Source organism: Micromonospora sp. NPDC005707 (assembly GCF_040631005.1).
GTDB lineage: Bacteria > Actinomycetota > Actinomycetes > Mycobacteriales > Micromonosporaceae > Micromonospora.
Map to the genome: position 1 here is coordinate 76295 of NZ_JBEXYR010000006.1, position 15224 is coordinate 91518.

Below are 15224 nucleotides of genomic sequence, written 5' to 3' on the forward strand. Positions count from 1 at the left end.
GCGGCTCGCCTGGCATTTCTACTCGCCCGCCCAGGTCGGCCGGCATCCGACCCCGCTACCGGTTAGTAACGCCACGGGCATATAGCGGGTGCGTCGGGCGTTGGTACATGTCAGGATGCTCATGCGAACGGGAAATCCCCCGGCAAAAGACATAACGGACAGGAGTCGCGGTTTGCGAGACCAGGAGACCTTCCTTCCCTACGAGGACGACGAGCTCGACGCCACCACCGGCGAGTTCGAGCTGTCGGAGCGGCAGGCGCTGCGGCGGGTCCCCGGCCTCTCCACCGAGCTCAGCGACATCACCGAGGTCGAATACCGCCAGCTCCGGCTGGAGCGGGTCGTCCTCGTGGGCGTCTGGACCGAGGGGACCCAGGCCGACGCCGACAACAGCCTCACCGAGCTGGCGGCGCTGGCCGAGACGGCCGGCTCGCAGGTGCTCGAGGGGCTGATCCAGCGGCGCAACCGGCCGGACCCGGCCACGTACATCGGTCGGGGCAAGGTCGACGACCTGAGCGCCGTGGTGCTCGCCACCGGCGCCGACACGGTCATCTGCGACGGTGAGCTGTCCCCGTCGCAGCTGCGCAACTTGGAGCAGCGCACCAAGGTCAAGGTGGTCGACCGCACCGCCCTGATCCTCGACATCTTCGCCCAGCACGCCAAGAGCCGCGAGGGCAAGGCGCAGGTCGAGCTGGCCCAGCTCGAATACCTGCTCCCGCGACTGCGCGGTTGGGGTGAGACCCTCTCCCGGCAGACCGGTGGTAGCGGCCGCGGCGGTGGCGCCGGCGGCGGCGTGGGCCTGCGCGGTCCCGGTGAGACCAAGCTGGAGACCGACCGGCGCCGGATCCGGCACCGCATCGCGCGGCTGCGCCGCGAGATCAAGAGCATGACGACGGTACGCCAGACCAAGCGTGCCCGCCGCACCCGCAACGCGGTGCCCGCGGTGGCCATCGCCGGCTACACCAACGCCGGCAAGTCCAGCCTGCTCAACCGCCTCACCGGGGCGGGCGTGCTGGTGGAGAACGCGCTGTTCGCCACCCTGGACCCGACCACCCGCCGGGCCACCGCCTCCGACGGCCGGCTCTACACCCTCTCCGACACGGTCGGGTTCGTCCGGCACCTGCCGCACCAGATCGTCGAGGCGTTCCGCTCGACGCTGGAGGAGGTCGCCGACGCCGACCTGGTGGTGCACGTGGTCGACGGCACCCACCCGGACCCGGAGGAGCAGGTCCGGGCGGTCCGCGAGGTGCTCGCCGAGGTGGGCGCCGACCGGCTGCCCGAGCTGCTGGTGGTCAACAAGATCGACGCCGCCGACGAGGAGACGCTGCTGCGGCTCAAGCGGCTCTGGCCCGAGGCCGTCCTCGTCTCCGCCCACAGCGGGCGCGGGATCGACGGGCTGCGCGAGGCTGTCGAACAGCGGCTTCCGCGGCCGGCCGTCGAGGTCCGGGCGGTGCTCCCGTACGACCGGGGCGACCTGGTGGCCCGGGTGCACCGGCAGGGCGAGGTGCTGAGCACCGCGCACCTGCCCGAGGGCACGCTGCTGCACGTCCGGGTGGGCCAGGCGCTGGCCGCCGAGCTCGTGCCGTACCGGGCGGGGGACCGGCTCACCAGCGAGGAGCGGGTGGGCGCCGGGCGGTGAGCCGTCCGGCGTCACCCGCCGGAAACGTGGGTCGTGCGACACTTGGCGCCATGCGGCACGCTGTCTCCTCGGTCACGATCGCGCTGAGCCTCGTCGGCGCGGTCGTGGCGCCGGCCGGGCTCGCCCTGGCGGCTCCCGCCACGGCCCCCGTGCTGGCCGCGGCTCCCAAGAAGAAGTGCACCGTCGACGACAAGCGACTCCGGGAGCTGTCCGGCCTCATCGCCACCAGCACCGGCTACGTCGTGATCAACGACGGCACCGATGACCCGAGCCGGAAGCGCGTCTTCTACCTCGACGCCAAGTGCAACATCTCGAAGGACCCGGTCCGCTACACGGGTGACGGACCGGCCGACACCGAGGACCTGGCCGTCGGGCCGGACAAGAAGACGCTCTTCATCGCCGACACCGGCGACAACGTCGAGTCCAAGACCCGGCGTGAGCGGGTCGCGGTCTGGACCATGCCGCTCAACGGGTCCAAGCAGCCGGTGCTGCATCGGCTCACCTACCCGGGCAAGGAGCCGCACGACGCCGAGGCGCTGCTCGTCGGCGACGACAACCTGCCGCTGGTCATCACCAAGGAGCTGTCCGGCAAGTCGGAGATCTTCACGCCGACGGCCAAGCTGAAGACCACTGCCGACACCGAGCCGATCCCGATGAAGAAGGTCGGCGAGGTCACGCTCCCCGAGACCAACACCGAGAACAAACTTGGCAAGACGGGCCGGCTGCTGGTCACCGGCGCGGCCCGGTCGCCCGACGGTGCCAAGGTGGTGCTGCGCACCTACGCCGACGCCTTCGAGTTCGACGTGACCGGCGGCAACATCGTCGGCGCGCTGACCACCGGCAAGCCCCGGGTCACCCCCCTCGCCGACCCGTTCGGCGAGGCCATCTCCTACACGCCGGACGGCAAGTCCTTCGTCACCGTCTCCGACGGAGGCCTCCTGGACGCCACGGACCCGATCGACATCCTCAGCTACACCCCGGCCGCCACCGGGGTCGAGGCGCTGCCCAACGCCGGCAAGACCGTCACCAAGCCGGCCGCGCAGAAGTCCTGGATCGAGGGGCTCAGCCTCGACGAGATCACGTACCTCATCGCGGCGGTCGGCGTGCTCGGCGCGCTCATGGTCGGCGCGGGCATCTTCGGCATCCTGCGGGCCCGGCGCAAGCCGGCGCCGCCCGCCGAGCCGACCGACGAGCGCGGCGACGGGTTCCCGGCCAACCCCGGTTACCCGCCGGGCGACCGGCCCGACGCCCCGCCGCGCGGTGGGGTCTACGGCGGCGGTGGCGGCCCGGGCGGGGTCTACGGCGGCGCCCCGGCGAACGGCGGGCGCCCGGGCGGCGGGGTCTACGGCGGGGGCCGTCCGCAGAGCGGCGGCCGCGGTGGCGCGGTCTACGGCGGCGGCCCGCAGGGCGGTGGCGGCTCCCAGGGTGGCGGCCGCCCGCCGGGTGGCGGCGTCTACGGCGGCGGCGCCCCGGGCGGTGGCGGCTACGGCGGTGGCCGGCCGGCCGGCGGCGGAGGCTACGGCCCGGGCCGGGCCGAACCGCCGCGCCGCGAGCCCGACCGCCGGGACCCGCGCGACGGCCGCTACGGCGGCGGGGGTCAGCAGTACGGCCAGGTCTCCGGCGGCGGCCGGGAATTCCGGGGCGACCGCTACTGAGCGCATGAGAAAGGGGTGACCGCCGGGACCGGCGGTCACCCCTTTCCTGTCGTCTCAGATGCGGCGGAGCACGGCGACCACGCGACCCATGATGGTGGCGTCGTCACCGGGGATCGGGTCGAAGGCCGGGTTCTGCGGCATGAGCCAGACGTGCCCGTCACGCCGCCGGTAGGTCTTCACGGTCGCCTCGCCGTCGAGCATGGCCGCCACGATGTCGCCGACCTCGGCGGTCGGCTGCTGCCGGACCACCACCCAGTCGCCGTCGCAGATCGCCGCGTCGAGCATCGAGTCGCCCTTGACCTGGAGCATGAAGACCTCGCCCTCACCGACCAGCTCGCGGGGGAGGGGGAAGATGTCCTCCACCGCCTGCTCGGCGAGGATCGGGCCACCGGCGGCGATCCGGCCCAGCATCGGCACGTAGGCGGGGGTGGGGCGCTGGGCGCGGGCGGCCTCGTCGTCGACGTCGCCCGGGGCCCGCACGTCCACGGCGCGGGGCCGGTTGGGGTCGCGGCGCAGGAAGCCCTTCTTCTCCAGCTCCTTGAGCTGGTAGGCGACGCTCGACGGGGAGACCAGGCCGACGGCCTCGCCGATCTCGCGCACGCTCGGCGGGTAGCCGTGGCGCTCCACCCAGGTGCGGATGAACTCCAGGATCCGGCGCTGCCGGGCCGTGAGGTCGACCGTCGTCGGGTCCGGGAAGCTGCTGACCACCGGGGTGACCGCACGCACGGCGGGCTGGGCCGCCCGGCTGCGCGCGGTGCGGGGTCGACGGGTCGCCGGCGGACCCGCCCCGTCGATCGGCTGCGGGTTCTTCTGCCGGCTGGCCCGGTCCTCGGTCACGTCCGTCCTCCCTGGTCGGCGCTGGGTGCCTCGTCGGCTCGTGGTGCGTGCTCAGGTGGTGCTGGCGACCGGTCCGCCGCGATCCGCCGCGCCCGGTCGTTGTTGACCGTATAGGTGAGATCGGCCATTTTCAAACATCTGTACGACCTGTTGTCGGCGTGTCGCCCCGAAATCCTGGATTTCCGAACGCCTGTTCTGATAAATGGTACGTCGCTCTCGAACGAATGTTCTATCCCGGCGTCCCGTGACCCCGCCGGCCGCCGGCCGTTGGGTTCCTCGGTACGCCGGGGACGGGGTGGGACGGGGGCGTGATTCTGGCGACTCGCCGGACACGCCGCTCAACTTGACCTCGCTAGTGCGACGGCATACGGTCGACCCCTAGATGTTGTGGTTACATGGGCGTAAGTCGCCTACAGGTTGGGTCCGGTTACCGACCGCACTCCCGTACCGCCGACCCGGCGGCGGCCATCGAGAGATGGTGCCGCCGCGGTGAGGCGTGCCCGGAGGCGGCCGGCGGGCCGCGGTCGATGAAGGAGGTCAGGCGATGCGGTGTCCGTACTGCCGGCACGCCGACTCCCGGGTGGTCGACTCGCGGGAGGCCGACGACGGTCAGCTCATCCGGCGGCGGCGGTCCTGCCCGGAGTGCGGCAAGCGGTTCACCACCGTCGAGGAGGCGGTGCTCGCGGTGGTCAAGCGCAGTGGGGTGACCGAGCCGTTCAGCCGCATCAAGATCATCGGCGGGGTGCGCAAGGCGTGCCAGGGCCGGCCGGTCGACGACGACTCCATCGCGCTGCTCGCGCAGAAGGTCGAGGAGACCGTCCGGGCCAAGGGGGCCGCCGAGATCCCCAGCCACGAGGTCGGGCTGGCCATCCTCGGGCCGCTGCGCGACCTCGACGAGGTCGCCTACCTGCGGTTCGCCAGCGTCTACCGCTCCTTCGACTCGCTCGCCGACTTCGAGCGCGAGATCGAGACGCTGCGGGAGGCCGCACGCGCCCGGGAGGGCGCCGGGGCGGTCGGGGCCGCCGGCGCGACCAGTTGAGTTTCTACGGGTTTCTGACAGTTTGACGACGCGCGGTGGGTGACCGCGCTGACGAGGGGGGCGAGGGCGTGACGACCAGCAAGTCACGGAACAAGGCCGGGGCCGGGCTGAAGATCGAGCGCGTCTGGACGACCGAGGGGGTGCATCCCTACGACGAGGTCACCTGGGAGCGCCGCGACGTCGTGATGACGAACTGGCGGGACGGCTCGATCAACTTCGAGCAGCGCGGGGTGGAGTTCCCCGAGTCCTGGTCGGTCAACGCGGCCAACATCGTGACCACCAAGTACTTCCGGGGAGCGGTGGGGACCCCGGAGCGGGAGTGGTCGCTCAAGCAGCTGATCGACCGGGTGGTCGGCACCTACCGCACGGCCGGTGAGGAGTACGGCTACTTCGCCACCCCGGCCGACGCCGAGGTGTTCGCGCACGAGCTGACCTGGATGCTGCTGCACCAGGTGTTCAGCTTCAACTCGCCGGTCTGGTTCAACGTCGGCACGCCGTCGCCGCAGCAGGTCAGCGCCTGCTTCATCCTGGCCGTCGACGACTCGATGGACTCCATCCTCGACTGGTACAAGGAGGAGGGGCTGATCTTCAAGGGCGGCTCCGGCTCCGGCGTCAACCTGTCCCGGATCCGCTCCTCCCGCGAGCTGCTGTCCTCCGGCGGCAACGCCTCCGGCCCGGTCAGCTTCATGCGCGGCGCGGACGCCTCCGCCGGCACCATCAAGTCCGGTGGCGCCACCCGGCGGGCGGCCAAGATGGTCATCCTCGACGTGGACCACCCGGACATCCAGGAGTTCGTGGTCACCAAGGCGCGCGAGGAGGACAAGATCCGCGCGCTGCGGGACGCCGGCTTCGACATGGATCTGGGCGGCGCCGACATCGTCAGCGTGCAGTACCAGAACGCCAACAACTCGGTCCGGGTCTCCGACGAGTTCATGACCGCGGTGGAGAACGGCGGCGGCTTCGACCTGCGCGGCCGGCTCGACGGCCAGGTCATCGAGACGATCGACGCCAAGAAGCTGTTCCGCGGCATCTCCCAGGCGGCCTGGGAGTGCGCCGACCCCGGCCTGCAGTACGACGACACCATCAACGACTGGCACACCTGCCCGGAGACCGGGCGGATCACCGCGTCGAACCCGTGCTCGGAATACCTGCACCTGGACAACTCCTCGTGCAACCTGGCCTCGCTGAACCTCATGAAGTTCATGCGCGCCGACGGCGGCTTCGAGGTGGAGAAGTTCGTCAAGTCGGTCGAGTTCGTCATCACCGCCATGGACATCTCGATCTGCTTCGCCGACTTCCCGACCGAGAAGATCGGTGAGACCAGCCGCGCCTACCGGCAGCTCGGCATCGGCTACGCCAACCTCGGCGCGCTGCTGATGGCCTCCGGCCTGCCGTACGACTCGGAGCAGGGCCGGGAGGTCGCCGCGGCGATCACCTCGCTGATGACCGGCACCGCCTACCGCCGCTCGGCCGAGCTGGCCGGCGTCGTCGGCCCGTACGACGGCTACGCCCGCAACGCGGAGCCGCACAAGCGGGTCATGCGCAAGCACGCCGCCGCCAACGACGCCATCAAGCCGACCGGCACGGTGGCCACCGCCGTCCAGCGCGAGGCCACCAGGCAGTGGACGCTCGGCAACAAGATCGGTGACAAGAACGGCTGGCGCAACTCGCAGGCCAGCGTCCTCGCGCCGACCGGCACCATCGGCTTCATGATGGACTGCGACACGACCGGCGTGGAGCCGGACCTGGCGCTGGTCAAGTTCAAGAAGCTGGTCGGCGGCGGCTCGATGCAGATCGTCAACCAGACCGTGCCGCGCGCCCTGCGCAGCCTCGGCTACCCCGAGGAGCAGGTCGAGGCGATCGTCGAGCACATCGCCGACCACGGCCACGTGGTGGACGCCCCCGGCCTCAAGCCGGAGCACTACCCGGTCTTCGACTGCGCCATGGGCGAGCGGTCCATCGCGCCGATGGGTCACGTGCGGATGATGGCGGCGATCCAGCCGTTCGTCTCCGGCGCGATCTCCAAGACGGTCAACATGCCCGAGCAGGCCACCGTCGAGGACGTCGAGAAGATCTACTTCGAGGGCTGGAAGCTCGGCCTCAAGGCGCTGGCGATCTACCGGGACAACTGCAAGGTCGGCCAGCCGCTCTCGGTGGCCAAGTCCAACAAGACCGCCACCGAGACCCAGGCTCCGGCCGCCGAGGTCGAGAAGGTCGTGGAGAAGGTCGTCGAGTACCGGCCGGTGCGCAAGCGGCTGCCGAAGAAGCGCCCGTCGGAGACCATCTCGTTCTCGGTCGGCGGCGCGGAGGGCTACCTCACCGCGTCGTCCTACCCGGACGACGGCCTCGGCGAGGTCTTCCTCAAGATGTCGAAGCAGGGCTCGACCCTGGCCGGCGTGATGGACGCCTTCTCGGTGGCCATCTCCATCGGTCTCCAGTACGGCGTCCCGCTGGAGACGTACGTCAGCAAGTTCACCAACATGCGCTTCGAGCCGGCCGGCATGACCGACGACCCGGACGTGCGGATGGCGGCCTCGGTGATGGACTACATCTTCCGTCGCCTGGCCCTGGACTTCCTGCCGTACGAGCGCCGCGCGGAGCTGGGCATCTTCACGGCCAAGGAGCGGGCCGCCCAGCTCGCGGCCGAGGCGGAGGCGGAGGCGAGCGGTGCGGACCTCACCGCGATGGCCGCCTCCGCCCCGGTCGAAGCGCCCGAGCCGAAGATCGCCCCGGTGGCCCAGCCGGCGCAGGAGGTGGCCGAGGTGGCCGCCGTCAAGCCGGCGCCGTCGGTGGGCTCCAGCACCGAGCTGCTGGAGGCCGTGATCGGCAAGGCCGCGGACGCGCCGCTCTGCTTCACCTGCGGCACGAAGATGCGGCCGGCCGGCAGCTGCTACGTCTGCGAGGGCTGCGGCTCCACCAGCGGCTGCAGCTGACGCACGACCGCTCGCGAGCGCGGCAGGGATTCCCTGCCGCGCTCGCGGCGTCTGACCGACGGGACGAAGCTCACGTCGCCCGTCGGGGCGTCCCGCTGGGATGCTCGGGTCATGACCACTGCGGACCGCTACGCCACCTTCGCCGCCAGGGAGGCGCGCGGGGTGTCACCCGCGTACGAGCGGCTGTCGGAGGCGGTCGCCCGCGACGACGAGCTGCTGGCCCGGCTCGACACCCTGCCGCCGGCCAAGCGTCAGCCGAATCTGCTCTTCGCCGTGGTCCGGCTGCTCGGCGGCCCGGTCACGGATCCGGCCGCCTTCCGCGGGTACGCGCTGGCGAACTGGCCGGCCGTCGAGGCGGAGATGCGGGTCCGGGCCACGCAGACGAACGAGCCGGGCCGGTGTGCCGTACTCCTGCCGGTGCTGGCGTCGCTGCCCCAGCCGCTCGCCCTGCTGGAGGTCGGCGCCTCCGCGGGCCTGAATCTCTACCCCGACAGGTACGCGTACCGCTACGGCGACCGCCGGCTCGGCAGCGGTGAGCCGGTCCTCGACTGCGCGATCGGCGGGACGGCGCCGCCGGCCCGCCGGCCCGAGGTGGTGTGGCGGGCCGGCCTGGACCTCAACCCGCTCGACGTGACCGACCCGGCCGACGTGGCATGGCTGGACGCGCTCATCTGGCCGGAGCACGGGCACCGCCGGGCGCGGTTGCGGGCCGCGGCGGCCGTCGCCGCGGCCGAGCCGCCACGGCTGGTGCGGGGCGACCTGGTGGACGACCTGCCGGCGCTGGCCGCGCAGGCGCCGCCCGACGCGACCCTGGTGGTCTTCCACACCTCGGTGCTGTACCAGGTGCCGCCGCCCCGGCGGGAGGCGTTCGCCGAGGTCGTGCGCGGGCTGCCCGGGCACTGGATCGCCAACGAGGACCCCGACGTGCTGCGGTATCCCGCGCTGCCCGAGCAACCGCCCGGCGGTTTCCACAACGTGCTGGCGCTGGACGGGACGCCGCTGGCCTGGACCCGTGGCCACGGCCAGGGCATCACCTGGTTCGGTGGGCGGCCCCGCTGAGTCGTTGCGGACGTCAGCTCGACAGGCGTGCGCGGACGCACGCGCCGGCCGGTCGCCTGCTGCTCGGCGCCTACGAACGTGATGTCGTAGGTGAATCACCCCGCGCCGCTGGGGGGCCGGCCGGAGTCAGTCACCCACGTCATCATGTTGGTAGCGGTTGAGGGGAGAGAGGTCATGGTGAGGCTGCCGGTCGTCGACGAGTTCGCCGGTGAACTCGCGGCGCTCGGTTGGGTCACCGACCTGCTGGTCGCGGGATCGCTGGCGACCGGCGACTACCTCCCCACGGTCAGCGACCTCGACCTGGTCGCCCTGACCGACGGCCGGGTCGACGACGCACGGCAGGCCACCCTGTCCGCCGTGCACCGCCGGCTCGACGCGGGCGCGGGCGCGGGCCTGCACCTGGGCTGCGTCTACGTCGACACCGCCACCATCCCCGACGTCCACCTGCGGCATCCGACGTGGACCCACGGCCAGCTCGTCCAGCGCATCCTGTCCGGCATCAACCGGGCCGAGCTGGCCCGGCACGGGTACGCGGTCTTCGGCCGCCCACCGGGCGAGGTCATCCCGCCGATGAGCGACGACGACGTGCGGGCCGCCGCCCGCGCCGAGCTCACCGGCTACTGGGCCTGGGCCGCGCGGCGCCCGTGGCTGTGGCTGGATCCCGCCCTCGCCGACCTGGGCCTCACCTCGATGGCCCGCGGCCGGCACGCGCTCCACCACGGCGACCTGCTCACCAAGACCGCGGCGGTCGAGGCGGCCCACGCCCCGGCCTGGCTGATCGGTCAGCTGGCGGCCCGGCGCAGGGGAGAGCGGGTCACCTCGCCCCGGCTCCGCACGGCCCTGATCGCCTGGCGAGACGCCCGCCGCACAGTCCGCCGGGCCCACCGCTCGGCGATCTGATGCTGCGTTGATCATGAAGTTATCGCCCCGACACGCCGACGCGGCGGGCGATAACTTCATGATCAACGCGACCGGGGGACCTCGGTGACCGAGGTCAGGCGGGCGGTGAGGAAGGCGCGTTCTGCCTCGTTGTCGACCAGGGCCAGCGCCGCCCGGTAGGCGTCCGCCGCCTCGGCATCGCGGTCCAGGCGGCGGAGCAGGTCGGCGCGGATCGCCGGCAGGTAGTGGTAGCCGGCCAGGTGGGGGTCGGCGGCCAGGGCGTCGACCTCGGCCAGGGCCGCGGCCGGTCCGTCGACCATGGACACCGCGACGGCCCGGTTCAGCGCCACGACTGGGGACGACCAGCGCTTGAGCAGCTCGTCGTAGAGGCGGACGACCTGGGGCCAGTCGGTGGCGGCGTAACTGGGAGCGATCGCGTGCAGCGAGGCGATGGCGGCCTGGAGGGCGTACCGGCCCACCCGGCCGGTGCGGAACGCGCCCAGGACGAGGTGGTTGCCCTCGGCGATGGCGGCCCGGTCCCAGGCCGAGCGGTCCTGGTCCTCCAGCCGCAGCAGCCGCCCGGAACCGTCGGTGCGGGTGGCCCGGCGGGCGTCGGTGAGCAGCAGCAGGGCCAGCAGGCCACGGACCTCCGGCTCGTCGGGCATCAGGGCGAGCAGCATCCGGGTCAGGTGCACCGCCCGGTCGACCAGGTCGGCGCGGACCAGGTCGGCCCCGGTCGGCGCGGTGTGCCCGGTGGTGAAGAGCAGGTGGATCACGGTGAGCACCGCGTCGAGCCGTTCGGGCAGCTCGGCGGCCCCCGGCACCCGGTACGGGATCCGGGCGGCGGCGATCTTCTTCTTGGCCCGGGTCACCCGGGCCGCCATGGTCGTCTCGGTGACCAGGAACGCGCGGGCGATGTCACCGGTGGCCACCCCGCAGACCAGGCGCAGGGTCAGCGCAACCTGGGCCTCCCGGGCGAGCGCCGGGTGGCAGCAGGTGAAGACCAGCCGCAGCCGGTCGTCGGGGACGGCGTCCGCGCCGGGCTCCTCCGCCATCTCGGCCTCCGCCGGCTCGACGAGCAGGGGCATCTTCGACCGGAACACCTTCTCCCGGCGCAGCACGTCGAGCGCCTTGCGCTTCGCCGTGGCGGTCAGCCAGGCGCCCGGCTTGTCGGGTACGCCGTCCCGCGCCCACGCGGCCAGCGCGGCCAGGTAGGCGTCCTGCACGCACTCCTCGGCCACGTCGAGGTCGCCGGCGACGCGCGCCGTCGCGGCGAGCACGAAGGCCCACTCGCGACGGTGCGCGTCCGCCACCGCGCGTTCGGCGGCGACCGTTGCGGCGTCGCTCACTCGGCCGGCGGCTGGAAGAGCGGCCGGACCTCGACGCCGCCGTCGATGGTCGCCGGGTTCAGCTTGGCGATCTTCAGGGCCACGTCCAGGTCGGGCGCCTCCAGGATGAAGAACCCGGCGACGACCTCCTTGGCCTCGATGAACGGGCCGTCGGTGACCACGTCGCCGCGGATCGCCGTGGCGGTGGTGCTCGGCTGGAGCGCGAACCCCGTGAGGATCTGCCCGCCCAGCTCGGTGACGTGGTCGCCGTACCGCTCCAGCAGGGCCACGTAGTCCGGGGCCAGGTCCATCGGGTCGGCCGGCGCGGGCGAGTAGACGAGGACTGCGTACTGGGCCATGGGTCTCTCCTTGGGGTTGTCGTTTCCCTCTTCCGCCTCACCGACGGACGGGCGCGGCCGGAATCGACAGCGGCCCGGGAAAAATCCTGCCTCTTTTCAGGACGTCGCGAAGTCCCGCATCCGGCGCAGCGGCGAAAAGACCACGAACAGCGCCGCGCTCCACATACCGAGCACGCAGACCAGCAGCGCCGGGCGCAGCCCGAGCCGGGTGCCGAGGGCGCCGCCGAGCAGGGCGCCGAGCGGGATCGCGCCGTAGCAGATCCAGAGGAACGCGGCGTTGACCCGGCCGAGCAGCCGGGCCGGGGTGACCCGCTGCCGGTAGGACATGGCGGCCACGTTGAACAGCACCGCGTTGGCCGCGAACGCGGCCGTGCCGACCGCGTAGAGCAGGGCACCCCAGCCCGGCCGGGCCAGCGGCATGAGCAGGTAGAGCGGGCCCGGCACGGCCATCGACACCCAGATGGTCCGGGCGCCGCCGAGCAGGGCGGTCACCCGACCGGCCAGCACGCCCGCCAGCAGCCCGCCCACCGAACCCAGGCTGAACAGCAGCCCGATGGTGGCCGGCCCGGCGTGCAGCACCCGCAGCAGGTAGGGCACCTCGATGGCCCGGGTGGCCATGACGAAGAAGTTCGAGGTGGCGGTGCAGGCGAGCACCAGGGCGAGGATCCGCTGCCGGCGGATGAAACCGAGCCCCTCGGTCAGCGCCGCCCGGACCGGCACCCGGCCCCCGGCGCGGGGCGCCGGGCGGTGCCGCACCAGCAGCAGCGTGACCGCGCTGGCCAGGAAGCTGGCCGCGTCGGCGACGAAGGTCCGGGCCGCGCCGAGCAACCCGACGAGCACGCCGCCCGCGCTCGGCCCGGCCAGGTGGGCCAGGTTCTCGCTCACTTCGAGGCGCGCGTTGGCCGAGGTCAGCTGCTCCGGCGCGACGAGGGCGGGCAGCAGGCTCCGGTACGCCACCGTGAACGCCACGGTCAGCACGCCGGCGAGCCCGACCACCGCGTACAGGAAGGCCAGCGTGAGATGGCCGACCAGGGCGACCACCGGCACCGACAGCAGCAGTGCCGCGCGGCCCAGGTCGCAGGCGACCATCAGCCGCCGCTGATCGACCCGGTCGGCCAGCATCCCGGCCGGCAGCGAGAAGATCAGGTACGGCAGCCAGGCCAGGACGGTGAGCAGGGAGATCTGGAAGACGGTGGCGTCGAGCACGTCCGCGGCGAGCAGCGGCACCGCCACTCCGGAGACGCGGGTGCCCACCTCGCTGACCGTCTGGCCGCTCCACAGCAGCAGGAAGTTCCGGCTCCGCCACAGCGAGCTGCGGGTTCCGGTCGTCGGGGGTGTCAGTTGCTGGGTCACCGCTCGGGCCTGTCCGTCGAGGTCGCGGATGTGCGACCCGGCACGGTATCCCGCCGGCCCGCCGCCGGGCGCGGCCTTTTCCGGCCCGGGCCGGCGGCCACGGCGGCGGTGCCAGCGCGGAGGCGTTCCCCGGGCGGGGCGGGCGGACGCGGAGCCGGCCGGCGACTAGGGTCGGCTTTCATGATCGAACCGACCTGGCTCACCGAGACGCGCGCCGCCTACGACACGGTCGCCGTGGACTATGCCCGGCTGATCCCCGAGGTGGTGGAGGGCCCGCTCGACCGGGGGATGCTGGCCGCGTTCGCCGAGCTGGTCGGCCCCGGCCGCCCGGTGCTGGAGGCGGGCTGCGGGACCGGCCGGGTCACCGCCCACCTCCGCGCCCTCGGGCTCGACATCTCCGGGGTCGATCTCTCCCCGGGCATGGTGGAGGTGGCCCGCCGGAACTATCCGGAGCTGCGCTTCGAGGTCGGCTCGATGACCGCGCTGGCCACCCCCGACGCGGCGCTGGCCGGCCTCGTCGCCTGGTACTCGATCATCCACCTGCCGCCGGACCTGCTGCCCGGGGTGTTCGCCGAGTTCCACCGGGTGCTCGCCCCGGGCGGCCACCTGCTGGTCGCCGTGAAGGCCGGCGACCAGCGGATCCGGCTGGAGCAGGCGTACGGCCACACGGTCTCCTACGACGTGTACTGGCTGCCGGCGGACCGGCTCGCCGAGCAGCTCACGGCCGCCGGGTTCACCGTGCACGCCACGCTGCTCCGCGAGGCGGAGGAACTCGACCGGGGGCCGCAGGCGTTCCTGCTCGCCCGGAGGGCCGACGGGTGACCGTCGCGCTCTTCACCCTCGGCGGCACGATCGCCATGGCCGGCACACGAGCGCAGGGAGTGGTCAGCCGGCTCACCGGCGCCGACCTCACGGCCGCCGTGCCCGGGCTCGCCGACATCCCGCTCGACGTGCGGGACGTCGAGGCGGTGCCCAGCGCCGCGCTGGCGTACGGGCAGATCCTGGACCTGGTGGACGCGGCCGGCGCGGCCGTCGCCGACGGCGCGACCGGCGTGGTGGTGACCCAGGGCACCGACACCCTGGAGGAGACCGCGTTCCTGGCCGACCTGGTCTGGCCGCACCCGGAGCCGCTGGTGTTCACCGGCGCGATGCGCAACCCCACCCTGGCCGGCCCGGACGGCCCGGCCAACCTGCTCGCCGCCGCCCGGGTAGCCGCCGCGCCGGCCGCACGGGACCTCGGGGTGCTGGTGGCGTTCAACGACGAGATCCACGCCGCCCGCTTCGCCCGCAAGACCCACAGCACCAGCACGGCCACCTTCGCCTCGCCGAACGCCGGGCCGCTCGGGCACGTCATCGAGGGCGAGGTACGCCTGCTCACCCGCCCGCCCCGGCACGCCCCGCTGCCGGCGGTGGACCGCGACCGGCTGGCCGCCACCCGGGTGGCGCTGCACACCGTCACCCTCGACGACGACCCGGCGCTGCTCGACGCGCTCGCCCCGGGCCTGGACGGGCTGGTGGTGGCCGGCTTCGGGGTGGGGCATGTGCCGCCGGACCTCGCCCCGGTGCTGGGCGAGCTGGCGGCGCGCATGCCGGTGGTGCTCGCCTCCCGGACCGGGGCCGGTTCGGTGCTGCGGAGCACCTACGGCGCGGTCGGCTCGGAGACCGACCTGCGACGGCGGGGGCTGGTCTGCGGCGGGCTGCTCGACCCGTACAAGGCCAAGGTGCTGCTGCGGCTGCTGCTGGCCGGCGGCGCGGACCGGGCGGCGGTCGCCGAGGCGTTCACCCGGCACGGCTGAGCCGGCGCCCCGGGGCGGGCTCCGTAGACTCGCGCGGTGACCGGAGAGCGACGACCGCTGGCGGACCGGCCGTTGACCGAGCCGCACCCGTCGCGGCTGTCGACCGACCACCCGGACCGGGAGCGGATCCTGGCCGCGCACACCGCCGCCCTGGCCGCCGGGGAGGCCGGCTACCTGGATCCGGCGACCGGACTGTTCGTGCTCAGCGCCGGTTTCCTTGCTCGCCGTGGCACGTGCTGCGGGCGAGGATGCCGGCACTGTCCGTATGTGGACGATTGAGGACTTCCGTCCCCGGCGGGCAGCCCGTACGGTGTCCGACGGACATCCCGGCGGGCGGCCCCCGCCGACGA

The 15224-nt window shown here is 73.1% G+C and carries 13 protein-coding genes; 9 read left to right on the forward strand and 4 right to left on the reverse strand.

The window, feature by feature from the left end; genetic code table 11:
• The first annotated feature begins 115 nt into the window (after positions 1-115).
• Both hflX and ABZ452_RS13285 read left to right on the forward strand, forming a co-directional pair.
• Positions 116-1636 carry a GTPase HflX gene (gene hflX / locus ABZ452_RS13280; RefSeq protein WP_357942145.1) on the forward strand — a complete coding sequence of 507 codons (1521 nt, stop codon included), beginning with the start codon at positions 116-118 and terminating at the stop codon, positions 1634-1636.
• Between the two features lie 50 nt (positions 1637-1686).
• Positions 1687-3291 (forward strand): hypothetical protein, encoded by a 1605-nt coding sequence (locus ABZ452_RS13285; RefSeq protein ID WP_357942147.1) that lies wholly within the window; start codon positions 1687-1689, stop codon positions 3289-3291.
• Positions 3292-3345: 54 nt separating this feature from the next.
• On the opposite strand, the gene lexA is transcribed toward ABZ452_RS13285, so the two are convergent.
• Positions 3346-4128: a transcriptional repressor LexA gene (gene lexA / locus ABZ452_RS13290; protein WP_357942149.1), complete on the reverse strand. Its 783-nt coding sequence runs from the start codon at positions 4126-4128 to the stop codon at positions 3346-3348.
• A gap of 544 nt (positions 4129-4672) precedes the next feature.
• On the opposite strand from lexA, the gene nrdR reads away from it, so the two are divergent.
• From nrdR to ABZ452_RS13310, 4 genes are all read left to right on the forward strand, one after another.
• Positions 4673-5167 (forward strand): transcriptional regulator NrdR, encoded by a 495-nt coding sequence (gene nrdR / locus ABZ452_RS13295; RefSeq protein ID WP_357942151.1) that lies wholly within the window; start codon positions 4673-4675, stop codon positions 5165-5167.
• Between the two features lie 35 nt (positions 5168-5202).
• Positions 5203-8100, forward strand: a complete 2898-nt coding sequence (locus tag ABZ452_RS13300; protein WP_357942153.1) for a vitamin B12-dependent ribonucleotide reductase — start codon at positions 5203-5205, stop codon at positions 8098-8100.
• A 111-nt stretch (positions 8101-8211) separates the two neighbouring features.
• On the forward strand, positions 8212-9159 hold the full coding sequence (locus ABZ452_RS13305; protein ID WP_357942155.1) for a DUF2332 domain-containing protein: 948 nt from the start codon (positions 8212-8214) through the stop codon (positions 9157-9159).
• A 174-nt stretch (positions 9160-9333) separates the two neighbouring features.
• The gene (locus tag ABZ452_RS13310; protein ID WP_357942157.1) at positions 9334-10059 is read left to right on the forward strand and encodes a nucleotidyltransferase domain-containing protein; all 726 of its coding nucleotides are present in this window, start codon (positions 9334-9336) and stop codon (positions 10057-10059) included.
• A 62-nt stretch (positions 10060-10121) separates the two neighbouring features.
• Here the strand turns inward: ABZ452_RS13310 and ABZ452_RS13315 are convergent, their stop codons facing one another.
• The 3 genes from ABZ452_RS13315 to ABZ452_RS13325 all read right to left on the reverse strand — a co-directional run bounded on the left by ABZ452_RS13315 (position 10122) and on the right by ABZ452_RS13325 (position 13078).
• A complete protein-coding gene (locus tag ABZ452_RS13315; protein WP_357942808.1) occupies positions 10122-11318 on the reverse strand; it encodes a DUF6596 domain-containing protein in 1197 nt (398 codons plus the stop codon).
• Positions 11319-11383: 65 nt separating this feature from the next.
• On the reverse strand, positions 11384-11725 hold the full coding sequence (locus ABZ452_RS13320; protein ID WP_357942159.1) for a YciI family protein: 342 nt from the start codon (positions 11723-11725) through the stop codon (positions 11384-11386).
• Positions 11726-11821: 96 nt separating this feature from the next.
• Positions 11822-13078, reverse strand: a complete 1257-nt coding sequence (locus ABZ452_RS13325) for an MFS transporter (protein ID WP_357942161.1) — start codon at positions 13076-13078, stop codon at positions 11822-11824.
• 180 nt (positions 13079-13258) lie between these two features.
• On the opposite strand from ABZ452_RS13325, the gene ABZ452_RS13330 reads away from it, so the two are divergent.
• The 3 genes from ABZ452_RS13330 to ABZ452_RS13340 are packed head-to-tail and all read left to right on the forward strand — an operon-like array spanning position 13259 to position 15153.
• Positions 13259-13900 (forward strand): class I SAM-dependent methyltransferase, encoded by a 642-nt coding sequence (locus tag ABZ452_RS13330; RefSeq protein WP_357942164.1) that lies wholly within the window; start codon positions 13259-13261, stop codon positions 13898-13900.
• Positions 13897-14874, forward strand: coding sequence for an asparaginase (locus ABZ452_RS13335; protein ID WP_357942167.1), 978 nt, complete (start codon positions 13897-13899; stop codon positions 14872-14874). Before ABZ452_RS13330 ends, ABZ452_RS13335 begins: the two co-directional genes overlap by 4 nt.
• Positions 14875-14910: 36 nt before the next feature.
• On the forward strand, positions 14911-15153 hold the full coding sequence (locus ABZ452_RS13340) for a DUF5522 domain-containing protein (RefSeq protein WP_357942169.1): 243 nt from the start codon (positions 14911-14913) through the stop codon (positions 15151-15153).
• Positions 15154-15224 lie beyond the last annotated feature (71 nt).